The 20,727-nt window shown below is 69.7% G+C and carries 18 protein-coding genes and 7 pseudogenes; 12 read left to right on the top strand and 13 right to left on the bottom strand.

Annotated elements, in window-relative coordinates; all coding sequences use genetic code 11:
• Positions 1 to 18: 18 nt before the first annotated feature.
• The 6 genes and pseudogenes from ACZ6KF_RS26975 to tgmA form a co-directional block, all read right to left on the bottom strand.
• The gene (locus tag ACZ6KF_RS26975; RefSeq protein WP_469240725.1) at positions 19 to 390 is read right to left on the bottom strand and encodes a hypothetical protein; all 372 of its coding nucleotides are present in this window, start codon (positions 388 to 390) and stop codon (positions 19 to 21) included.
• Positions 391 to 460: 70 nt separating this feature from the next.
• The gene (locus ACZ6KF_RS26970; RefSeq protein ID WP_469240724.1) at positions 461 to 1,024 is read right to left on the bottom strand and encodes a hypothetical protein; all 564 of its coding nucleotides are present in this window, start codon (positions 1,022 to 1,024) and stop codon (positions 461 to 463) included.
• 28 nt (positions 1,025 to 1,052) lie between these two features.
• Positions 1,053 to 1,456, bottom strand: a pseudogene (locus ACZ6KF_RS26965) (eCIS core domain-containing protein).
• Between the two features lie 871 nt (positions 1,457 to 2,327).
• Positions 2,328 to 3,449 (bottom strand): ATP-grasp peptide maturase system methyltransferase, encoded by a 1,122-nt coding sequence (gene tgmC / locus ACZ6KF_RS26960; RefSeq protein ID WP_469240722.1) that lies wholly within the window; start codon positions 3,447 to 3,449, stop codon positions 2,328 to 2,330.
• A complete protein-coding gene (tgmB, locus tag ACZ6KF_RS26955) occupies positions 3,446 to 4,393 on the bottom strand; it encodes an ATP-grasp ribosomal peptide maturase (protein WP_469240720.1) in 948 nt (315 codons plus the stop codon). The genes tgmC and tgmB overlap by 4 nt, the downstream gene beginning before the upstream one ends.
• Positions 4,390 to 4,683, bottom strand: a complete 294-nt coding sequence (gene tgmA / locus ACZ6KF_RS26950) for a putative ATP-grasp-modified RiPP (protein WP_469160357.1) — start codon at positions 4,681 to 4,683, stop codon at positions 4,390 to 4,392. The genes tgmB and tgmA overlap by 4 nt, the downstream gene beginning before the upstream one ends.
• A gap of 354 nt (positions 4,684 to 5,037) precedes the next feature.
• Between tgmA and ACZ6KF_RS26945 the strand changes: the two are divergent.
• A pseudogene (locus ACZ6KF_RS26945) lies at positions 5,038 to 5,331 on the top strand (site-specific integrase); the annotation flags it as partial.
• Positions 5,332 to 5,385: 54 nt separating this feature from the next.
• On the opposite strand, the pseudogene ACZ6KF_RS26940 reads toward ACZ6KF_RS26945, so the two are convergent.
• Positions 5,386 to 5,561 (bottom strand): annotated as a pseudogene (locus tag ACZ6KF_RS26940) (IS5/IS1182 family transposase); the annotation flags it as partial.
• A gap of 362 nt (positions 5,562 to 5,923) precedes the next feature.
• Complete coding sequence (locus ACZ6KF_RS26935) at positions 5,924 to 6,829, bottom strand: Rieske (2Fe-2S) protein (protein WP_469160356.1); 906 nt, start codon at positions 6,827 to 6,829, stop codon at positions 5,924 to 5,926.
• Positions 6,830 to 7,074: 245 nt separating this feature from the next.
• On the opposite strand from ACZ6KF_RS26935, the gene ACZ6KF_RS26930 reads away from it, so the two are divergent.
• From ACZ6KF_RS26930 to ACZ6KF_RS26905, 6 genes are all read left to right on the top strand, one after another.
• Positions 7,075 to 8,307, top strand: a complete 1,233-nt coding sequence (locus ACZ6KF_RS26930; protein WP_469240718.1) for a sensor histidine kinase — start codon at positions 7,075 to 7,077, stop codon at positions 8,305 to 8,307.
• Between the two features lie 12 nt (positions 8,308 to 8,319).
• Positions 8,320 to 8,994, top strand: coding sequence for a response regulator transcription factor (locus tag ACZ6KF_RS26925; RefSeq protein WP_356634907.1), 675 nt, complete (start codon positions 8,320 to 8,322; stop codon positions 8,992 to 8,994).
• A 131-nt stretch (positions 8,995 to 9,125) separates the two neighbouring features.
• Entirely contained in the window at positions 9,126 to 9,953 is an 828-nt protein-coding gene (locus ACZ6KF_RS26920; RefSeq protein WP_469240716.1) for an ABC transporter ATP-binding protein, read from the top strand.
• On the top strand, positions 9,950 to 12,481 hold the full coding sequence (locus ACZ6KF_RS26915; RefSeq protein WP_469240714.1) for an ABC transporter permease: 2,532 nt from the start codon (positions 9,950 to 9,952) through the stop codon (positions 12,479 to 12,481). Before ACZ6KF_RS26920 ends, ACZ6KF_RS26915 begins: the two co-directional genes overlap by 4 nt.
• A 79-nt stretch (positions 12,482 to 12,560) precedes the next feature.
• Positions 12,561 to 13,958: an MFS transporter gene (locus ACZ6KF_RS26910; RefSeq protein ID WP_469240712.1), complete on the top strand. Its 1,398-nt coding sequence runs from the start codon at positions 12,561 to 12,563 to the stop codon at positions 13,956 to 13,958.
• Positions 13,955 to 15,175, top strand: coding sequence for an FAD-dependent monooxygenase (locus ACZ6KF_RS26905; protein ID WP_469240710.1), 1,221 nt, complete (start codon positions 13,955 to 13,957; stop codon positions 15,173 to 15,175). The genes ACZ6KF_RS26910 and ACZ6KF_RS26905 overlap by 4 nt, the downstream gene beginning before the upstream one ends.
• 103 nt (positions 15,176 to 15,278) lie before the next feature.
• Here ACZ6KF_RS26905 and ACZ6KF_RS26900 read toward each other — a convergent pair.
• Together ACZ6KF_RS26900 and ACZ6KF_RS26895 are read right to left on the bottom strand one after the other, a co-directional pair.
• A pseudogene (locus tag ACZ6KF_RS26900) lies at positions 15,279 to 15,374 on the bottom strand (IS21-like element helper ATPase IstB); the annotation flags it as partial.
• Between the two features lie 70 nt (positions 15,375 to 15,444).
• Positions 15,445 to 15,732 (bottom strand): annotated as a pseudogene (locus ACZ6KF_RS26895) (MmyB family transcriptional regulator); the annotation flags it as partial.
• On the opposite strand from ACZ6KF_RS26895, the pseudogene ACZ6KF_RS26890 reads away from it, so the two are divergent.
• A pseudogene (locus tag ACZ6KF_RS26890) lies at positions 15,733 to 15,849 on the top strand (IS5/IS1182 family transposase); the annotation flags it as partial. It lies immediately after the preceding pseudogene.
• A gap of 110 nt (positions 15,850 to 15,959) precedes the next feature.
• Complete coding sequence (locus tag ACZ6KF_RS26885; protein WP_469240708.1) at positions 15,960 to 16,517, top strand: hypothetical protein; 558 nt, start codon at positions 15,960 to 15,962, stop codon at positions 16,515 to 16,517.
• 261 nt (positions 16,518 to 16,778) lie between these two features.
• On the opposite strand, the gene ACZ6KF_RS26880 is transcribed toward ACZ6KF_RS26885, so the two are convergent.
• Positions 16,779 to 17,558, bottom strand: a complete 780-nt coding sequence (locus tag ACZ6KF_RS26880) for an SDR family oxidoreductase (RefSeq protein ID WP_469240706.1) — start codon at positions 17,556 to 17,558, stop codon at positions 16,779 to 16,781.
• A 100-nt stretch (positions 17,559 to 17,658) separates the two neighbouring features.
• Between ACZ6KF_RS26880 and ACZ6KF_RS26875 the strand changes: the two genes are divergently transcribed.
• The gene (locus ACZ6KF_RS26875; protein WP_469160948.1) at positions 17,659 to 18,507 is read left to right on the top strand and encodes a helix-turn-helix transcriptional regulator; all 849 of its coding nucleotides are present in this window, start codon (positions 17,659 to 17,661) and stop codon (positions 18,505 to 18,507) included.
• 9 nt (positions 18,508 to 18,516) lie between these two features.
• On the opposite strand, the gene ACZ6KF_RS26870 is transcribed toward ACZ6KF_RS26875, so the two are convergent.
• Both ACZ6KF_RS26870 and ACZ6KF_RS26865 read right to left on the bottom strand, forming a co-directional pair.
• On the bottom strand, positions 18,517 to 18,708 hold the full coding sequence (locus tag ACZ6KF_RS26870) for a transposase (RefSeq protein WP_469240704.1): 192 nt from the start codon (positions 18,706 to 18,708) through the stop codon (positions 18,517 to 18,519).
• Between the two features lie 5 nt (positions 18,709 to 18,713).
• Positions 18,714 to 19,157, bottom strand: a complete 444-nt coding sequence (locus ACZ6KF_RS26865; protein WP_469240702.1) for a DUF6193 family natural product biosynthesis protein — start codon at positions 19,155 to 19,157, stop codon at positions 18,714 to 18,716.
• Positions 19,158 to 19,185: 28 nt separating this feature from the next.
• Between ACZ6KF_RS26865 and ACZ6KF_RS26860 the strand changes: the two are divergent.
• Positions 19,186 to 20,032, top strand: a pseudogene (locus tag ACZ6KF_RS26860) (IS5 family transposase); the annotation flags it as partial.
• A 281-nt stretch (positions 20,033 to 20,313) separates the two neighbouring features.
• Positions 20,314 to 20,679 (top strand): NUDIX hydrolase, encoded by a 366-nt coding sequence (locus tag ACZ6KF_RS26855; protein WP_356634667.1) that lies wholly within the window; start codon positions 20,314 to 20,316, stop codon positions 20,677 to 20,679.
• Positions 20,680 to 20,727: the final 48 nt, after the last annotated feature.

Below are 20,727 nucleotides of genomic sequence, written 5' to 3'. Positions count from 1 at the left end.
TCGCCCCCCACGAACAGCTCACATCGAACAGGCGCTGCGTGTAACCCGGTCCGCAGTAGTAGCCACCCCAGGTGCCGCACTTGCCGAGACTTTGCCCAGGTTGTCGTCTCCGTTGCCCCACCCGTAGGACTCATGGCCGTCCGAGCGCAGCAGGGTCCGCTCCGCCTCCCCCCAGGTCACCAGGGGATCGATATGGAGCGGGAAGTGCTGCGCCTCGGTGTCCGCCAGCAGACCCGGGTCGGGCGTGACCGTGAGCAAAGAGTCGTCAACCGTGACGTCCATCGGCTTCACCATGTCACCGGCCATCGGTTCGACGCCGGGGTCGCCGTCGTCGGCCCCCTCACCAGGCTCCGACGAGGCGGCAGCGCTCAGGGATGACTTCTCCACCATCGGTGGGGTGACGCTGGAGCCCGCCGAATTCCACATCTGCGCCCTCGGCGCACGGAACACCCAATTGCCGTCAGCATCGACAGCGTTGTAGCCACCGCTGTTGTTCTCGACAACGCTGAGCTGGGACGTCCTCAGCGAGTACTCGGTCTGCTGCAGTTCGGGGTGTGCGGCAGGCTCGGGAGTCTCGACGAGCAGTCAGGTCGGCCAGCGTCCTCGGCTGCCGTGAGACCGGCGCCGGCCGCCCAGGCACTTCGGCAGCCGGAAGGAGTCGCAGGTCGGCGTGGTTGATGAGCCAGCGGAAGGAGCGGGTCTCAGCGTGACCGCCGCCATCCACGGGCACGAGCCGTCCGATCTGGCCGTGGACATCCCCAACCGTCCACTCGACGCCGTTGAGCGCGACCCGCCTGCCCGGTGCGATCTGCAAAAACGCCCGCGCCGCCATCACGCCCCCCCCCCGGATCAGCGAGCTGTCGCGCAAGGGGCTGCCCAGATCAACGCCATGTTCGCGGTGCCAGAGCAGCCGGACGATGTTGGCCCGGCCAACGGAAGGCACGCTGGTCGCGTCCGCCAACGCGGAGAACGTCACCACGCGCCCCTCCCGGCCGCCGATGATCGCCAGCAGCTGGTCCCGCATGCCCGGCAGATCCCGACGCCGTTGCCGTTCACCCCGCCGTATGTGACGTACGGAGCGCCGGTGAACGCCCGCTGCACCGGCAGCTCCGGCGCTGCGGACGGGGAGTGGGCGGCGGCCGTTGGACGGCGGCTTCGGGCACGGGCCCGCTCAGCGCCCGGACGGCGTTCGCCTCGGCGGCGCGCTCGAACCGGTCGCCGGGGTCGCTGACCGACAGTCCGTCCCCGTGGTCGGTGCCGGACACCGGGCCCGACCGCTGCTGGATGACATGGGTCAACTCGTGTGCCAGGTGTGCTTGTCGCCGCCGTCGTGGCCGATCACGACGTGCTCGCCGGAGGTGTAGGCGCGGGCGCTCATCTCGGCCGCCGAGCGGGCCGCAGCGGGGCCGTCGTGGAGCCGCACGCTGCTGAAGTCGGCGCCCAGGCGGGCCTCCATCTCCGTCCGCACGCCGTCGGCCAGCGGACGGCCCGGCGACCGCAGTACCTGGTGGACCGTCGAGCGCTGGACCGGTGCCTCCTCCGGCTCCAGGTGCCGCCCGACCAGTCGGACGACGGCCGCGTTGCCGATGCTGCGCTGCAGCGCGGCGAGCGAGCGGGGGTCCGGCGGCGCGGACTGCCGCCGTGCGGTCGATCGGCCGCGGTCGCGGCGCTCGGACTCGCTCCGCGGTTTCGGGCCATGCGCGTGCACATCCACCTCCTGGACAGGCGGTTCGCACCGCGGTCGCTGTGTGTCCATGCCGGTCTACGGCGGATGCCGTGGGCCGCGCAAGGACCACAGGGGCAGTGTCGGGGGCAAACTCCGGGGAACCCGCCGGTGTCACACCGGCCGACCGGCCCCGGATCGACGCCACCGTCGCTCAGGCCCTGTCCGGCAAGACCGACCGGACAGGGCCTGAGCGGCGCCGACCGCACTGGTTGGAGTTCTCCCGGCCAGGTTCCAACTAGCGTGTCACGGCTCAACAACACGGCATTACGGAAGCAAGATCCGCCAACTACTGCGCTCGTCCGCCGAGTAAGCATCTCGGTCGCAGGACGCCCGTCCATCCTCTGCCCCTGTCCGGCCGGACAGGGCACCGTCCTGGGGGATGCCGCGTGTTGCCCAGTCTGCTCGTGTCTTCGCTCACCCGGATGACGAGTCCCTCCTCGCCGGCGGCGTGCTTGCCCAGCACGCCGCCGCCGGGGGCCCAGGTGGCTGTGGTCACCACCACCTGGGCCCCACTCCCCGAGCCCGCCTCACCGTAGTGCCGGCCTCCACCGCCAAGGGACCGGAGTACGACCATGTCGTGGTGGTCGAGCGGGCAAGTCGTTCACCAGTGGACGGTTTGCCTGCCATCGGGGGTGACGGTAAGCGTGAACGTCTCCACCGCAGGTTTGCCAACGGCGTGCCAGCGGCCGAGGTGTTCTTCGGCCGCATCCCAGAGGGCGTCGGGGCCGTCCTGTCGTACAACCCAGCGGCCGTTGTCCTCGTGGAGGGCAGCCCATGAACTGGACTCGACGTCGATCAGTACGTGTTCGGTGTGGCCGTCGCGTTCCACGGTCAGTTGCTGTGCACGCGGCACGGCGCATTGGAGGATGAAGCGGGCTGTCCAGTCGTTCAAGGCATCGGCCCCTGTGGTGGTCTCGCGTTCTTTGCCCGCGCTGAGGTCGGGAAGCAGTCCGAGCGGACGCGGCAGGTGTGGTCGGGCCAGCATGAAACTCACGTGGCCGCTCAGGAGCGGGCCGGAAGCGCTGCCGTCGTCGTGGACCGTCAGTTGTGCGAGTTCGCAGGCGTTGAGCCATCCGCCGACAGGCGTCAGGATCAGTCCACCGGGCCGGGTCTGTTCGATCCAGGCAGAGGGCACTGTGTGCACGCCGCACGTGGCGATGGTTCTGTCGTACGGTGCCCCGTCGTCATAACCGAGCAGGCCGTCGCCGCTGACAAGCATGGGGTAAAAGCCCAGCCGTCCGAGGGCCGTTCGTGCTTGCGCGGCCACGTCTTCGTCGTACTCGATCGAGGTGACGTTCTGCTCGCCCAGTCGTGCGCAGAGCAGTGCCGTTGAGTAGCCGGTGCCCGTTCCGATTTCCAGGACCCGGTTTCCCGGTTCGACGTGCAGGTCTTCCAGCATGCGCAGGACGAGGGAGGGGAGGGTGCTGGAACTGGTTGGCTGGCGCATGATGTGACCGCGGATGTCTCTTGGCACGATGGTGCCTGCAATCTGGGTCACCAAGGACTCGTCCGTATAGCAGGCTTCGAGCCAGCCGGCTTCCCCTTCTAAAACAGGTGCCCACGCCGTCGGCACCGTGTTGTCCACCCGGCGAAAGAACCCGCCGCGGAGGAATTCGTGTCGGGGGACCGCTTCGGCGGCGCGGCTCCATGCGTGCGTGCGCAGGACGCCGTTGGCTGTCAGCACGCCGATGAGTTGTTTGCTGAGGTGGTCCTGGTCGTTCACGTTTTCCTCTCCAGTAGGTCTGCCAGGGCCGCGCACATCGGCAGACCGGTTTCAGGTTCCAGCCAGTACCATTGGCCGGAGGGATTGCATTCCAGGAACCACCACGTGCCGTCTTCGCCTACGCAGAAGTCGAAGGCGCCGAACACAAGCCCGAAATGGTGCATGTACCGGCGGAGTCTGTGTTCGATTCCTCGGGGCGGCTTCACCGGGCTGTAGGACAGGCGGCTGTAGTCGGTGCGCCAGTCCAGGAGGTCGGAGTCGATGCGGACACAGAAGATGTGAGAGCCAATGACGGTGACGCGCACGTCCGCCGTCTTGGCCACGCGCTTTTGGAACAGGTGCACGGTGCCGGCCACATCGTCGTCGATGTCCTCGGCGGTCACCTCGGCGATCCTGACGACGTGGGAGACGCCGTCGACCAGGTACACCGGGTTGTGCAGCGGCTTGTAGACGACTGATCCGTGCCGCTTGATGAACGCTTTGGCGGCGTCCGGACGGGAGGTGACGAGTGTGGGAGGCACCTGGAAGCCGGCGTCCACCGCTGCCGCCAGTCCGGAGGGCTTGAACTCGGCGTCGCCGATGCGGTGCGGGTGGTTGACGTAGAGGCAGCCGGGCAGTGACGCGAGAACTCCGCCGAGCCCGTACCTGGCCTGAGTGAGGGCGAACCGGGCATCCTGCTCGTCAAGGTGCGGGAAGGCGAAGCCGGTCGGGCGGCGGTAGTACAGGGCACGTACGTTGGCCAGATCCGCGGTACGGGACGGCGTGTGAAGGTGGCCGCGCATACCGTGACCGCTGATTTCGGCTTCCACCGACAGCGACGCAGGGAAGTCACTTGGATCCAGTCGCACGACCGGGACGTCCCGGTCGTGCAGTTCGCGGATCACCACGTCGGCGGTGGGATCGTGCAGGCTGGTGACGACCAGCACCGGACCTGGGTCACTCACTGGTCGGCGTCACTGCCCGTGTCGCTGTCCTGCGTGGAGCCGTTACCGTCGGGGCTGGTCCCCGTGGCAGGGCTCGTGCCCGTGCTGGTGCCGTGTCCCGGCATCTCCATAACCTGACCGGTGAAGTCGAAATAGACGGCGGCCTGCGTGGTCGGATCCAGTTCGACCCTGGCATACCCGGGAGCCATCGTCGGGTAGGCCGCCATACGGCTGATCCCCCACGGCTTCGGAGTGATCCTTCCCTGCGGGACCGCAGGAGCAAGCGGTAAACGATCAGAGTGAACGAACATACGTCTCCCCCTTTTCGCCGGACTCACCACCGTCACGGGCCACACGCTCCCCACGGACGATGTGACCTCCATTTGCAGCGTGACCCCCGCCTCAGCTCCGCCTGTCCACCGGATAGGGAACACCCATGAAACCGGCAGAGCTTTCCGCGTGACCGATGCTCCAGACCGTACGGCATCCGGACAACCCGGCAAGAGCTTATTAAGCCGGACACCTTGTATCGCTGCATGTTGGCGAGGAGACGTCAGGTCAGCAGGCCCTTGGCCCGCTCTGCACAGCCGGGGCAGACGGGTCACAGGCGCTTCGTGAGCCAGTCCGACGTCCGAATGCGTGTGCCAGAACGCCGCCGACCCGTGGAGTGCCTGGCTCTCGACGCAGGCACCGCCGCCATCCGCCGAACCCCCCAACGCACCAACCCTGGCGGACTCACCACGCTGCCACCAAAACACGGGCCTCCGAACGCCGCATCACCCTCCCCACCCGCCGCGTCCACCACCGCGCAGGGCAGAGCGATCGACCCGACCAATCTCACCCGCGTCTTCGCCACGCTCCTCCGCATTCGCTGCCACGACCTCCGCCACTCCACCATCACCCTGCTGCTGGAACGGGGCGTCGAACTCGTCGTGATCAGAGAACTTTTCAGCTACGCCAGCTGGCCCCGATGTAGGCGCGGTCGGCGAGGACGGGTACGCTCCTGGCGTTCTGAAGTCGGCGGCGATCTGCGCGAGCGTGTCGTGCCGGCGAAGGTAGACCAGGCCGACGAGAGCACGCTGGTGAGGCAGGAGCATGCACCGGCGGTCACCCTCACGGTGACGATGAGCATGGTTACCCACTCGACCAGGGCGTGCGGGAGGTCGGGTGCGGCAGGATAGGGAACCAACGAGGCGCCTACGCTGATGAGTTGAAACGTCGATCCCACCCGCACTCAGCGGTGTCACGTCGACCTCCCGTCAACGCATTGGCTGGTGTTCCGCTCAGCGCGCTCGACCGGGTCCGTGTCCTTTCGCCGTCGGCTCCCGCGCGCCGCGCAGCCGGACGGTGGCGGTAGCAGGGGTGGCAGTGCTGGCGGCTTGCCTGGTCGTTGGTGCGGTACGACGTCGGCGCCGAGTTGGCACTGACGACTGGGGACCGGCCTACTCCTGTCGACCCGCGGCCGATGGATGTTGATGGCGGTTTCCACGACGTCAGTCGCTCCGATCGCGTTGCCCACCACTTGCGGCGCTGCGTTGTTGCCCGCAGCACTCAGCTCGCTGCGACGTCGTTGCCCGTGGGGTGCTCGTCTGCGGGGCGGTCTCCTGTGCCGGGACCGGCTTTCTCCGCGTCTGCCAGCCGTGCTTCCAGGTGTCCGCCGACGATGCGGGTGTCGAAGGCGGGCTGCGGCGCGGTCGCCGGGCCGCCGACGTTCCAGCCGTCCGACAACCGGAAAACACTGCCGTGCCAGGGGCAGCGGATGCATCCGTCGTGGACCTCGCCCTCCGACAGCGGGCCGGCCATGTGGCTGCACTGGTCGGCCAGCACATGGACACTCCCGCCGACCTCACGGACAACGACGACCGGCACCTCGTTGACACGACGGCGAACGGGCTCGCCCACCGGGATATCGGCCACAGCGCCAAGCCTGTGCCAGCCAGGCTTCACGAGATAAGGGACCTGCTCGGCATGGTTCGCGCCGGATGCCTGCCGGTAGGCCATGTGACCGCCCACAGCGCCGCCGATGCCGATGGCTGACAGCCCGGCGAACCCCAGCGCCTTGCCCAGGCGAACACGCCCCTGAGACCGGGCGGCGAACGAGCCCGCATAGAGCGCGACTGCACTGAGGTTGGTCGCAGCGTGGACCAAGCCGACGCGCATGTGTGGACGGCGCAGCTCGGCCCAGTCGTTCCAGCCGGCCACCGCAGCGGGAAGCGCAGCCGCCAGACCCACCCCCACCAGGGCGCGCGCGTGCCGCCGTGACCCGGGTAGCAGGTCCAGTACAGCCGCCGAAAGCCAGGTACCGATGGGAACCTGGACCATCAGCGGGTGGATCGGGTGTCCCAGCCAGCGCCCGTGCAAGAAGTCCCGGCCACGTCCAAGGGGGACTGCTCGCACGGCCCGCCGTACTTCGTCGATGAGCCCGTCGGCTCCCGGGTAGCGCTCGAGCCGGTCCATGGCCGACAGAATCCGGCCGGGCCCCGTCCCAGACGGCAAAACGCCCTGCACCACTGAGGCCACCCGCCCGAACGCCCGCAATGTATTCATGAAACCCATGTAACCCGCCAGATGCTGCCCGAAAACGAGACAAACTCGTTTGCCACCGCGCAGCTGCTCACCCACGGCACGACCTGGCCGACATATGAGGAGCCGACGCCTTGCGCCACTGCGGACGCCGTCGCGGCGCACATAGGCTGGTGCCCATGACCTCAGTGGGGGAGGAACGCACGCGCGCACTGCTCGCGAGGGCTTCGCAGCGATGGGTGCGGCTGCTGCCGGGGGCCGCGGCATTCGTGCTGTGCGTCGCCCTGCTGCCCACGACCATCGTGGTCCTCACCGCCGACTACGGCCTGACCGGAGGCGTCGCCGGCGGGTTGGCCATCGCGCAGGCCGCGCCGCTGCTGCTCGCCGTCGTACGGCCGCTGCAGGCCTGGTACGTGGTCTTCGTCGCGGACGTCGCCGGGGCGCTCGCCCTGCTCACCGTCGACTTCCCGGAGCGGCTGCTGTGGCCATTCCCGCCCATGGAGATCGTCGGGTACGTCGGCATCTGCTTCGCCCTGGGGCTGCTCGAGCGGCGCCGGACACTGCTGCTGGTGTGGCTGGCCACGGCCGCCGCGAACGTGGCCCTGGGGTTCGTCGCGCCCCATGGCTTCGGCGCCATGGGCCTGCTGTTCACCATCCTCGGGGGCGTCGCGCTCCTGCTGGGCGGTGCGCTGCGCGAGCGGTCCGAGGTGCAGCGCAGGCTGGTCGAGCAGGAGACGATCAGCGAGGCCGAACGTGGCCGGCGGACGCTGCTGGAGGAGCGCGCCCGGATCGCCCGCGAGCTGCACGACGTGGTGGCACACCACATGTCCGTCATCACGGTGCAGGCGGACACCGCGGAGTACCGCCTCGACAGGCTGCCGCCGGACGTGCGCAAGGAGTTCACGTCCATCGCGGCGACCGCGCGCGAGTCGCTCGGCGAAATGCGACGGCTCCTCGGCGTGCTGCGCAACGAGGAGGCGCACGGCGAGCTCGTGCCCCAGCCGGGCCTGGCGCAGATCGGGCAGCTGGTGGAAGTGACGGCGAGGGCCCGCGGGCCGGTGGAGTTCACCCCCTGCGACGTCGAGGTGCCCGAGGCGGTCGGCCTGTCCGCGTACCGGATCGTCCAGGAGGCTCTTTCGAACGTCGTCCGGCACGCGCCGGGTGCCCGCACACAGGTGTCGCTGTCGGTGACGGAGTCCGATCCGCGGGACGGTGCGCGGCTCACCGTCCTGATCGTCAACGGACCGCCGCCCCAGCCGCCCAACGGGCCGCTCGAGGTGGGCGGCACCGGGCACGGCCTCGTCGGCATGCGCGAGCGGGTGCGGCTCGTCGGCGGCAGCCTCGACACCGGGCCGCTGCCGGACGGCGGCTTCCGGGTCGCCGCCCGACTTCCCCTGAACTTCCGTGACTGAAAAGGACTTCACGTGACGACGCGCGTCATCATCGTCGACGACCAGGCCATGGTGCGGGCCGGCTTCGCCGCCCTGCTGGCCGCCCAGAGCGACATCGACGTGGTGGGCGAGGCCCCCGACGGCGCGCAGGGCGTCGAGCTGAGCCGGCGTACCCACCCGGACGTCGTGCTGATGGACGTGCGGATGCCCGAGATGGACGGGCTGGAGGCCGCACGCCGCCTCCTGGAGCCGGCACCCGGTGTGACACACCGGCCGCGCGTCCTGATGCTCACCACCTTCGACGTCGACGACTACGTCTACGAGGCGCTCCGGGCGGGCGCGAGCGGGTTCCTCCTCAAGGATGCGCCGCCGGCCGACCTCATCGCGGCGGTCCGCGTCGTGGCCTCGGGTGACGCGCTGCTCGCCCCTTCCGTGACGCGCCGCCTCATCGCGGACTTCGCCAAGCAGCGTCCCGCCGCCCGCGGCAAGCCCGCGCTGCGGCTCAAAGGCCTGACGGAACGCGAGACCGAGGTCCTCACGCTGGTGGCCCGCGGGCAGTCGAACAGGGAGATCGCGCAGACGCTGGTGCTGGCTGAGCAGACGGTGAAGACGCACGTCAGCCGCGTCCTGACCAAGCTTGGCCTGCGCGACCGCGCCCAGGCGGTGGTCTTCGCCTACGAGTCGGGGCTGGTCGCTCCGGGCGACTAGGCCCCCGGCCCCTCCTCCACCCCCTACCGCGGTAGCACCCCCACATTGGCTCCCCGGTATGACGCCCGGCACTCGGCCGTCTCCGCACTCTTCACCCGTCACACAAAGTGCACGGGAGAGGGAGACAGGACATGAGGCTACGCAGGGGCAGGCGGCAGAAGGCGGACAACCGGCCCGAGGTTGCGGCCGCCACACCCGGTCTCGCCGTCGAACTCCGCGACGTGTGGCGGCAGTACGGCCGCGGGCCGGGCACGGTGCACGCCCTCGCGGGCATCGACCTCGCCCTGCCGCGAGGCACGTTCACCGCGGTCATGGGCCCGTCCGGGTCCGGCAAGTCCACCTTCCTGCAGTGCGCTGCCGGGCTCGACCGGCCGACGGCGGGATCCGTGCGCCTCGGCGGCACGGAGATCACCGGCATGAGCGAAAACGAGCTCACCGAGCTGCGCCGCAGCAGCCTCGGCTTCGTCTTCCAAGCGTTCAACCTGCTGCCGTCGCTGACCGTGGAACAGAACGTGCTGCTGCCCATGCGCCTGGCCGGGCAGCGCCAGGACCGGCGCCAGGCGCAGGCGGTGCTCGCCCAGGTCGGACTCGCCGACAAGGCGAAGCGCCGGCCCGGAGAGCTCTCCGGCGGTCAGCAGCAACGCGTGGCCGTCGCCCGCGCCCTGGTCACCAGCCCCGACGTGATCTTCGCGGACGAACCCACCGGCGCCCTCGACACCGGCACCGCCGCCGAGGTCCTCGGCCTGCTGCGCAACGCGGTGGACGCTCTGGGTGCCACCGTTGTCATGGTCACCCACGACCCGGCCGCGGCCGCCTGGGCCGACCGTGTGCTGTTCCTCGCCGACGGCGCCTTCGCCGACCACCTGGAGCGCGGTTCGGCGGAGCAGATCGCGGCACGGATGGCCGTGCTCACCTCGCGCGCCTCCCGCTCCGGTGCGATGACGGGGGTGGCGGCATGAGGCGCCCCAACGGACTCGCCCGTGAGGCCGTTCGCTTCAAGCCCGCGTCCTTCGCGGGGACCTTCTTCGCGCTGCTGATGTCCGCACTGATCGTCTCGGCCTGCGGAATCCTGCTCGAAACCAGCCTGCGCGCCTCCGTACCGCCCGAACGGTACGCGAACGCGCCGGTCGTCGCGGCGGCGGACCAGAACACGTACGTCGTCACCGGCAGCGGCGAGGACCGCGAAAAGGAGGCGACGCCCCTGCCGGACACGGCACGGATGGACGCCGGGCTGGCTGCGAAGGCCGCCGGGGCACCGGGTGCGGTCACCGCCGTCGCGGACTTCACCTTCCCGGTGCGCGCGACGGACGCCGACGCCCGTGCACTGCCTGTTCCGGGGGGTGTGCTCACCGGGCACGGATGGGGCTCGCACACCTTCACCGGCACCTCGCTGACCACCGGCTCCGCACCACGCGAGGGGGAAGTCGTCCTCGACGCGGGAACGGCCCGCGCCGCGCACGCCGCGGTCGGCGACACCGTCGTACTGGAGACCGCCGCCGGCCGGCAGGACTTCCGCGTCGCCGGCGTCGCCGAGGCCGGCCCTGCGGAGACCGCCCGCGGCTTTGGCGACGCGGGTGCCCTGACCTGGTTCGCCGACACCCAGGCCCCCATGCTCGCCGGGCATCCCGGCAAGGCCGACGCCGTCGTCGTGCTGGCGGAGGACGGTACCGACGCCGACGCCCTCGCCGGCGCCGTGAAGCAAGCCCTGGCCGGCTCAGGCGTCCAGGTCCACACCGGCGACGACCGCGGTGCCGTCGAGGACCCGGGTCTCGGGTACGCCAAGGTGACGCTCTTCGGAATCGGCGGCTCCTTTGGCGCCATCGCCGCAATCGTCGCGGTCTTCACGGCCGCCGGAACCGTCGCGCTCTCGGTCAGTCAGCGGGCCCGCGAGTTCGCCCTGCTGCGCGCCGTCGGCGCCACCCCGCGGCAGGTCCGCCGCGCGGTCGCCTCCGAAGCACTGCTCGTCGCGCCGCTCGCCGGGATCATCGGTTGCCTGCCCGGCATCGGGCTCGCCCACTGGTGGTTCGGGCAGCTCCAGGACCGGGGCGCCATCCCGCGCGCCGTAAACCTGCACGTCTCCGGGCTTGCGCTGCTCGCCGCCGTCGTCATGGGGCTGCTCACCGCGCTCGGCGCAGGCTGGATGGCCGGGCACCGGCCCGCGAAAATCAAGCCCGGACAGGCGCTGTCGGACGCGTCGGTGGAGCGGCTGCGGCCCGGTCTGGTCCGTATCCTCCTCGGCGTCGGCGCCCTCGTCGGAGGCACGATCCTCACCGGCGTGTCCGCCCGCTCCGCCGGAGACGACGCGGCCGGCGCCGCCCTCGGCGTCGTCCTGCTCTTCATGCTCGCCGTCGGGCTGCTCGGCCCGCTGGTGGCACGGCTGTGCGCCGGCCTGTTCGGCCTCCCGCTGCGCGGCGCGGGCCCGTCCGCCGAGCTCGCGGCCGCCAACTCCCGTGCCAACGCCCGCCGCCTCGCCTCCGCGATCACCCCGATCGTGCTCGCCGTGGCCTTCTCCTCGACTCTCGTGTTCATGCACACGAGCGAGACCCACGCCGCCGACAAGCAGCTGCGCGCGGGCATCACCGCGGACCACGTGGTGACGGACCCGGCCGGGCTCCCGGTAGACGCGGCGGCACGCGCCGCCCGCGCGCCGGGCGTGGAGGCGGCCGTCGGGCTGCTGAACACACAGGTGCTGGTGCCGACCGGCTCCGGCGAGTTCAAGTCGCTTCAGGGCGCGGCCACCCAGGGCGTCACCGGCTCTGGCGCCGAGCTGGCGAAGGTGCAGGACCTGGACGTACGCGACGGCAGCCTCGACCGGCTCGGCGAGGGGCGTATCGCCATCGACAAGACCCTGGCGACCTCGGCGGACGCCGGTGTGGGCGACCGGCTCCCGCTCCACCTCCCCGACGGGACGGAGGTCAGCCCCGAGATCGTCGCCGTCTACGGCCGCGGCCTCGGCCTGGCCACGGTGACCATGGACCGGGCGTCCCTGACCGGGCACGTCACCTCGGGCTTCGACAGCACGCTGCTGGTACGGGGCGGCTCGGAGAAGTCGCTCACCGCCCTGGGCGAGGTCATCGACGCCTCCGGCCACGCCACCGAGCAGGACCGCGACGCGAAGCTGGGCGCCTGGATGAACAACACCATGGCCGCGGTCCTCGGCGGGTTCGCCGCCGTCGCCGCGGTCAACACCCTGGTGATGACGGTCCTGGACCGCCGCCGCGAGCTGGGCATGCTGCGTCTGGTCGGCTCCACCCGGCGTCAGGTGATGACGATGCTCCGCTGGGAGGGCCTGCTGGTCGCCGTGGTGGGCCTGGTCCTCGGCTCCGCGATCGCCGCGGCCACGCTGATCCCGATGATGAGCGGCGTGACCGGTGACATGCCGTACGTGCCCCCGCTGGTGTACGGATGCTTCGCGGTCGCCGTCGGCGGCCTGGCCCAGCTGGCGGTCACGCTGCCGGCCCGGGCCACGCTGCGCCGCTGGTCCTAACCCATCGGGGCGGCAGCGCCACATGCCGTGCGCGCCCCGTTGCCCCCTTCCTCACCCGGCAATGACGGAAAGGACCCTCATGACCACAACCCTGGCTCCCCCGGTCCCCATCGGGAAGGCCGCTGTCGGAGCCCTCGGTTTACTGGCACTGTCCACCGGCGCTCTGGAGTCGGTGGTGTCACCGACGATCCCGCTTTTGGAACGCGAACTGGACATGAGCCAGTCCGAAGGGGCGCTGCTCAGCATCGTGCTCCTCATCACCGGGGCACTCATCACACCGTTGGCAGGCAAGTTCGGCGACCGCTACGGCGGGAAACGGGTCCTGATCCGGCTGATGGCAGTCGTCGCGGTCGGCGGCACGGTGTCCGCCCTGGCCCCGAACCTGCCCGTGTTGCTGCTCGGGCAGGTGCTGCAAGGGGCGATGGTGGGCGCGCTTCCCCTGTCGTTCATCGTCGTGCGCAAAAACCTGCCCCCGGGAGAGTCGAAGGTCGCCATCGGGGTGGTCAGCGGACTCTTCGTCGGGGGAGGGATGGTCGGCATGCTGTCGGCCGGGCCGGTGGCGGAAGAGCTTTCCCGGCACTGGATGTTCGCGCTGCCCACGATCGCGGTCATCGGGTCCACCCTGCTTGTGGACAGGCTCATGCCGTCCGATCAGCCGGGCGGGTCGGACGACGCCGGCATCGACTGGCCCGGCCTGCTGCTCCTGAGCGGGATGCTGGTCACGCTCATGCTCGTACTCGCGCTGGCGCCCGAAGCGGCCTCGCAACCACTCGTGTTCGGCGCCCTCGTCCTGTTTCTGGCCGTCTTCGTCACCGGTTGGGTGTCCGTCGAACGGCGTGCGGCCTCTCCGATGATCGATCTGCACATGCTGGCACGACCCGCGATCTGGAAGGCGTGTGCGCTGACATTCGTGATCTGCCTCGGCACCTCGATGGCGGTCTATCTCGTTCCGCAGCTGCTCGACGAGCGCGGCGACGGGTACGGATTCAGCGCCAGCGCCACCGAGATCGGCTTCTTCCTGCTGCCCGGCGCCGTCGCCGCGACGCTGGCCGGGCCGCTCGGCGGGATCGGGGACCGGCGTTTCGGCCCGCGTGCCGTGGTCAACACCGGGGTCGTCATGATGGCCGTCTCCCTGGTCGTCCTGGCGTCCGTGCACACCGAGGTCTGGCACCTCGTCGTCGGCAAGGCGCTGATCGCGCTGGCCAACGGCCTGTGCGTCACGGCGATGATGACCAGCACCGCCACGGCCGTCGATGCCAAGGACACCGGCATCGCCACCAGCCTGATCCTGGTGAGCCGCGTACTCGGCTACGCCGTGGGCGGGCAGCTCGGTGGTGCGCTCCTCACTGCCGCAACCCCTTCCGGGTCTGAGGTCGCGGCCGAATCGGCCTACGTCACCGGCTTCGTCATAGCCGGCGTCATCACGTCGCTGGCCCTGTTCGTCACTCGCACCATGACCAAAGGAGTCAAGGCATGACGCTCACCGATCAGGGGACGGATGTCCGCAGCACGCCGAAGCGCAAGGTCCTGATATCCGGGGCCAGCATCGCGGGGCCCGCCCTCGCGTTCTGGCTGAACCGCTACGGATACGCGGTCACGGTCGTGGAGAAAGCGCCCACCCTGCGTGGGGGCGGCTATCCCATCGACGTGCGCGGCACCGCACGGGAAGTCGTCCGGAGAATGGGGATCCTGCCGCGGCTGCGGGAGGCGCACATCGACCTGCGGCGGCTGACCTTTCTCGACTCGGAGGGCAGCGAGGTGACTTCCCTGCACCCGCATGCCGTCACCGGCGGCGTCGCGGGACGGGACCTGGAGGTACGGCGCGGAGATCTGACGGAAGCGCTGTACACGGCGGTCCGTGACGATGTGGAGTTCCTGTTCAACGACTCCATCGACACCCTCGACCAGAGCGACCACGGGGTCGACGTCACCTTCCGCGGGGGCGGCAGCCGTACGTTCGACATGGTGTTCGGTGCGGACGGCATGCACTCGCGCACCCGGGAGATGCTGTTCGGCCCCGAAAAGCAGTTCCACCGCTACCTCGGCTACTGCTTCGCTGTGTTCACCATGCGCAACACCTTCGGGCTCTCCCACGAGACCGTCATGTGGAACGCCCCGGGCAGGGCCGCGGCACTCTACGCCGTGGGGGACGACGACGAGGTACACGCCTTCCTGAACTTCGCCCGGCCGGAGCCGCCCATGGACGCTTTCCGGGACCCGCAGGCCCAACGCGACCTGGTCGCCGAGGCCTTCGCCAACGCGGGCTGGGAGGTCCCGGGCATGCTGGCCGCCCTGCGCGAGGCGGAGGACCTGTTCTTCGACGGGGTCAGCCAGATCCGCATGCCCCGCTGGTCCAGCGGCAGGGTCGCGCTGGTCGGCGACGCCGCGTACGCGCCCTCATTCCTCACCGGCCAGGGCACCAGCCTCGCGCTCGTCGGCGCGTACATGCTCGCCGGCTCCCTCGTGGACCGGGGTCACGGTGCGGGCTTTGCCGCCTACGAACGCGACACCCGGCAGTTCGTGACCGCCAACCAGGAGCTGGTCGGCCAGGGCGGCGCCACCCTCTTCCCCACCACCGCCCAGGCCCTGGAGCAGCGCAACGAACGACTGCGCAGCCTCAGCGCCATGCCCCCGACGGAGGGAAAACTGGCTCATGCGGCGCTCACTCTGCCCGAACCCCTGCGCCCGGCATGACCGGCGAGCCGGGTCGGGCTCTGCTGGCTGATGGAACTCCATCTGAAATGAGTCGAGCCGTTCCGTCACCGACCCGTGTCGTGTCGTCACCGCGGGTCGACGCGCGGCCGTAACAGGCGATCGTCTTGTTCAGCTGTCTCTCGTCAGCAACCTCGACGAGCTCGTTGTCCAGCTTCGTGGCGAGCGTGCAACACAGACGGTCGTGCGGCGGGGGCCGCGGACGAACAAAGCGACAGTCTCCGGCTCCCTCATGGCCTGACGCATCATCGGACGGGGCCGACCAGCGGGTGCTGGAAGGTCTTGCACAGGGTGAGCTCGGCGGACACGTCTTGGGATTGCCACCGGCGGGTGAACTCTTCGCTTCCGTCCAGGAGTTCGGCTACCAGCTCGGCGACCTCCGGATCGTCGGGGTAGCGGGCGGCGGCGGCGCGCAGCCGCCGCGTCGAAATGCGGGCGAAGACGTCCGTGTCCGACACTCCGCACAACCGCTGCCCCTGCGTGTGCGGGCCAAGAAAGACACGGCGCACGAGGTTGCGGTCGCGTCGCGGCAGAGCGGAGCCGGCTACCGCCGCCTCAACCCTCGCTACGAACGCGATCCCCGCAACTACCTGGCCGTTCTCGGCCTCGCCGCCTCCCTCTGCTGCTACAAGCGGCTCATCCGCCTCACCACGTAGGACACGGTCTATCTGCCGCGTTACAAAGTTGAGTACTCATTGCTCTACAACTTCACGGCCCGCCGATCGTCTACCTGGGTGAAGCGTTCAACACTATGGGGGAGTTGCTCATGACCAGAAACCGGATGCGTGCAGTGGCTGGGGCGTGCGCGACGCTCCTCTCACTCGGCCTCACGGGGGCCGCACAGGCAGCGCCGCAGGCTTCGGGCACCGAGCCGGTGACCACCTACGAAAAGGGGCATGTGGTGGAGTGCACCGCGCAGCTGGAGCGGTACGACACCGTATATGTGTCGCTGTACAGCAACTCCGTGCACGGCAACCACACCCAAGTGGTGATCAGCAGCGCCGAGTCGGAGTACGCGGGCGCCGCCCAGCCCGTGAAGCTTTTCAGTCATGGCTCGATCCGGACCGTGGTGCCCGTCTCGCCTGTCGACGGGCGTGTCGAGTCCGCCAGCAGTGCCGTCGTCCACGGTCGCTACGCCCCTGTTGGCGAACCGAGGCCGTACAGCGACGAGATGTACGACGCGGGGTATCGCATCGTCACGACAGGGACTCATCAGGACATCAGTACTCGCCTCACCATCAAGGCCTTCGGCGAGAGGGCACCCCTTCAGTGCGACAACGCCCTCGCCTACGACCTGAGGATCACCAAGACTCCCGTCGTCTGAGGACCGCCCACCGGGTTCCTGCAGCGGCTGCCAAAGCCCTCGTGGCCTGTGATGTGGCGGCTTGCCGCACGCAGGTGTGCCCGCTGTACGGACGGGCGTGGGCACCGTCCGTACGGCGGACGCCTCGCGGTCCGTCAAGACCGCCACGGCGAAGCGGAGTTGCTTCGTTCGGTGGACTGCGCGTACCGCACCGGGTGGACCGGGCCCGTGAGCCCGTGGTCCTGGCGGGTGACTCGGCCGAAGGCCGGGGCATGTCGGAGGTCAGACCCCACCGGGCTGCTTGCCGTGCGGGTCGGAGGCGTTGATCGTCGCGACGACCCGGTCGTAGTCGCCGCGGGCCTCGCCGTAGCGCAGGAACTTCACCCGCTGGACCTGGATCTCCTTCGCGTCGGGTTGCGTTTCCAGCAGAGCGACGGTCTCGGCCACGAACTCGTCCAGCGGCATGGCGAGTTCGTTGTCCTCGTGTCCCGGCAGCAGAGCGGTGCGCACGGCCGGCGGCACGAGTTCCACGACCTTGACCGAGGTGCTGGCGAACTGCAGCCGGAGTGACTCGCTGAGCATGTGGATCGCCGCCTTCGACGCGTTGTAGCTCGGGGTGACCTTCAGCGGCGTGAACGCGAGGCCCGAGGAGACGGTCATGATCGTGGCGTCCGGCTGCGCCTGCAGGTGTTCCACGAACGCGGCGATGAGCCGGATCGGGCCGAGTACGTTCGTGGTCACCGTAGACTCCGCGGAGGCGAGGAACGACGCGGGATCGCGCCAGTCCTCGATGTTCATCACGCCGGCCATCGTGACGAGGACGTTGAGGCCAGGGTGGTTCGACAGGACCTCCTTCGCGGCGGAGGCGATGCTCGCGGCGTCCGTGGTGTCGATCCGCACCGTGCCGATGCCGGGGTGCTCGTCCGCGATCCGGTCCAGCAGCTCGGAGCGCCGGCCACCTACGATGACGGTGTTGCCCCTGGCCCGCAGCTCGAGGGCGAGGGCGAGACCGATGCCGCTGGTGGCGCCGGGGATGAAGACGGTGTTTCCGGTGATGTTCATGCCTCGACTGTCACCGCTTCGGCGCCGCAGGTGCAGAGACCGGTTATCGGGGGATCGGCGATCCCTGGCTCGCCCACCGTGACCGGGCGACAATCGAGCTATGGACCGTGCAGCACTGGCAGACTTCCTGCGCCGCCGCCGCGAGGCGCTCCAGCCCGAGGACGTGGGGCTGCCCGTCGGCGTACGCCGCAGGGCCCCCGGTCTGCGACGCGAGGAGGTCGCGTCCCTCGCCGTGATGTCGACCGACTACTACACGCGGCTTGAGCAGCAACGCGGTCCGCAGCCGAGCGAGCACATACTGGCGTCGCTCGCCCGGGCCCTGCGGCTGACCGGCGACGAGCGCAACTACCTGTACCGGGTCGCCGGGCACAACGCTCCGGTGCCGCTGTCGTCCTCGGTGCACGTCGCCCCCGCGCTACTCCGTGTGCTGGACCGCCTCGACGACACCCCGGCGTGCGTCCTGTCCGACCTCGGGGAGACGCTCGTGCAGAACAGGATGGCCGCCGCCCTGCTCGGCGACGCGTCGGGATACACGGGCCTCGCCCGCAGCGCGGTCTACCGCTGGTTCACCGATCCCCTGGAGCGATCGCGCTACCCCGAGGCCGACCGGGACCGCCACAGCCGTGCCCAGGTCGCGAGCCTGCGTGCCGCCTACGGGCTGCGAGGGCCGCGGTCCCCGGCCGGCAAGCTCGTGCGCACCCTGCAGAAAACGAGCGGGGAGTTCGCCGAGCTGTGGGAACGACACGAGGTGGCACAGCGCTTCGAGGACCACAAGACGCTCATCCATTCCGAACTCGGAGCGCTCGAACTGGACTGCCAGGCCCTGTTCACCGAGGACCAGTCCCAGACCCTCCTCGTGCTGACCGCTCCGCCTCGGACCGAGAGCCACGAGAAGCTGCGGTTGCTCGCCGTGCTCGGACTGGACCGCTTCGCCGGGGCGGAACACTAGGGTCCGTCTTCAAACGGATCTTGCCCAGAGCAAGAGCGACGCGAGACTGACCGCTGCCTCGTATGAGGTGGCGGTCTTGTCGTACCTGGTCGCGATGCCGCGGAAGCCCTTGAGCCGGTTGAAGCAGCGTTCGACGAGGTTGCGCCGGCGGTAGTCTCCCGGTCGAACTTTCTGACTTGCAGCACTAGGGCCCGTCTTCAAACGTTCTACCTGCTGTCCCGCGCCCTCTCGTAGGCGGCCAGTTCCTCTGCATTGCCGATGAAGGCCGGGCCGCAGTGCGGTGGCAGGCGATCAATGACCATCGCTACTGCAGCTTGCGCACTGTCCGTCTCGGCGATCCGCGGGCTGGTCCGGCTCGGCCCTTCGACGTAGTACCGGCCGTCTCCCAGTGTGCCGATGTAGGGGATGTCCCAGGTGTGGCGGTTCTCCGTGCACCTGCTGAAGTGCAGCTCCCACATACCGGTCCAGGGGTAGAGCTGACGAAGCAGCGGCTCGGCATGCGCCACCAGCACCAGCTCGGCAAACGGAGCGGCAAGCGGGAATTCTTCCTGTCGGCGAGGCTCGCCCGCAGTGGTCAGGATCTTGTGCCAGGCTGCTTCGGCGGTATTGGTCATGCCGTAATTGTGCAGGTCCTGCTGCCACGTCAGCAAAGATCACCTCCTGGCAGGTCATGGTCGGATGCACCGACATGAACTCAGCGATCCGGAGTGGGATTTACTCGCTCCGCTCATACCGCGGGCCGTGACTGGCCGACCGAGGGCGGATGACCGGCGGGTCGTCAACGGGATGATCTACAAGATCCGCACCGGCATGCCGTGGCGTGACCTGCCCGACCGCTACGGGCCATGGCAAGCGGTCTACACCCGCTGCCGTCGCTACGCGTTGAGCGGCGTCCTCACCCAGGCCCTCCAGCAGATCCAGGCCCAGACTTATGCGGCCGGCGACATCGACTGGGTCGTCCAGATCGACTCCACCATCGTCCGCGCCCACCAGCACGCCGCCGGCCGAAAAGGGGGGCGGCACCGGCCGGACGAACCGGTCGATCACGCCCTCGGCCGATCCCGCGGCGGACTGACCACCAAAATCCACCTCCCCTGTGACGGCAAGGGCCGCCCGCTCGCAATCCTGGTGACGCCCGGCCAGCGCCACGACAGTGTCTGCGCACGGCCTCTTCTGAAACGGATCCGTTTCCCGCACCGGCCCGGGCCGGCCGCGCTGCAGGCCCGACCAGGTCATCGCGGACAAGGCTCACAGCTCCCGCGGCTTCCGTGCCTACCTGCGAAAACGCGGCATTGCGCACACCATCCCCGAGAAGACCGACCAGCGACGGCACCGGCTGAGGCGCGGGAGCCACGGCGGCCGACCGCCAGGGTTCGACCGGGAGACCTACCGACGACGCAACACAATCGAGCGCTGTTTCAACCGGCTCAAAGGCTTCCGCGGGGTCGCCGCGAGATACGAAAAGACCGCCACTTCCTACGAAGCGGCGGTCACCCTCGCATCGATCCTGCTCTGGGCAAGATCCGTTTCAAGACGGACCCTAGCCCGGTGCCGCCGTGCACTCGCCGCGGCCCGGGTAGCCGGGGCGGGTCGGCGGGCGGCCGTTCGCGTGCCACGGCGAGGAGAGCCTGCTTGTGGTTCCAACGCGAGGCACTGGCGGGCTGCTGGCCGCCCTCGACGGTGCCGGCAAGCCGTTCAGCCGCGACATGCTGCCCGCGCACGTCACCTGCAGTGCGGTGATCATCGACCGCGATCGTCGCGTGCCGCCACCGGGCGACCGGGCTGCACCTCACCCCCAGCGGTCAAGTGGAGGCGGGCGACCGTACGCTCCTCGCCGCGGCCGTGCGAGAAGTGTGCGAAGAGGCCGGGATCCGCCCCGGCGACCTCTGCCTGATCCCGCAGTTCCTCGACGCGCCGATCGACGTGGACCTCCACGACATCAATGCCAACCCGGCCAATGGCGAGCCCGCCACCAGCAGTTCGATTTCCGCTTCGTCTTCTACCTCAAGGCCGCACAGCCGCCGACGCCGGCACTGCAGGATGAAGACGTCGCCGACGCGCAGTGGCTCCCGTTCGCCGATGTGCGCCCCCCTACGCTGCGGGCCAAACTCCTGGACGTCGAGGCGGAGGGCCTCGACGGACAGCCTGAGCCCATCAACGCCAGCGCCCTGATCCACGACAAGGCCCGTCCTTGGGCTCGAAGCGGTCAGCCTGACGCCG

This window comes from Streptomyces sp. NPDC046379, from assembly GCF_055587785.1.
Note: the sequence above shows the minus strand (reverse complement) of the source record. Positions and strands in the feature narration are given on the sequence as shown.

What these genes read in the sequence shown, in the direction of transcription:
- ACZ6KF_RS26915 (WP_469240714.1), top strand. Translation starts at nt 9,950, where the DNA reads ATGAGGCGCCCCAACGGACTCGCCCGTGAGGCCGTTCGCTTCAAGCCC.
- ACZ6KF_RS26910 (WP_469240712.1), top strand. Translation starts at nt 12,561, where the DNA reads ATGACCACAACCCTGGCTCCCCCGGTCCCCATCGGGAAGGCCGCTGTC.
- ACZ6KF_RS26875 (WP_469160948.1), top strand. Translation starts at nt 17,659, where the DNA reads ATGGACCGTGCAGCACTGGCAGACTTCCTGCGCCGCCGCCGCGAGGCG.
- ACZ6KF_RS26935 (WP_469160356.1), bottom strand. Translation starts at nt 6,829, where the DNA reads ATGGACCGGCTCGAGCGCTACCCGGGAGCCGACGGGCTCATCGACGAA.
- tgmA (WP_469160357.1), bottom strand. Translation starts at nt 4,683, where the DNA reads ATGTTCGTTCACTCTGATCGTTTACCGCTTGCTCCTGCGGTCCCGCAG.
- ACZ6KF_RS26920 (WP_469240716.1), top strand. Translation starts at nt 9,126, where the DNA reads ATGAGGCTACGCAGGGGCAGGCGGCAGAAGGCGGACAACCGGCCCGAG.
- ACZ6KF_RS26975 (WP_469240725.1), bottom strand. Translation starts at nt 390, where the DNA reads ATGGTGGAGAAGTCATCCCTGAGCGCTGCCGCCTCGTCGGAGCCTGGT.
- ACZ6KF_RS26880 (WP_469240706.1), bottom strand. Translation starts at nt 17,558, where the DNA reads ATGAACATCACCGGAAACACCGTCTTCATCCCCGGCGCCACCAGCGGC.
- ACZ6KF_RS26885 (WP_469240708.1), top strand. Translation starts at nt 15,960, where the DNA reads ATGACCAGAAACCGGATGCGTGCAGTGGCTGGGGCGTGCGCGACGCTC.
- ACZ6KF_RS26905 (WP_469240710.1), top strand. Translation starts at nt 13,955, where the DNA reads ATGACGCTCACCGATCAGGGGACGGATGTCCGCAGCACGCCGAAGCGC.
- ACZ6KF_RS26930 (WP_469240718.1), top strand. Translation starts at nt 7,075, where the DNA reads ATGACCTCAGTGGGGGAGGAACGCACGCGCGCACTGCTCGCGAGGGCT.
- ACZ6KF_RS26970 (WP_469240724.1), bottom strand. Translation starts at nt 1,024, where the DNA reads ATGCGGGACCAGCTGCTGGCGATCATCGGCGGCCGGGAGGGGCGCGTG.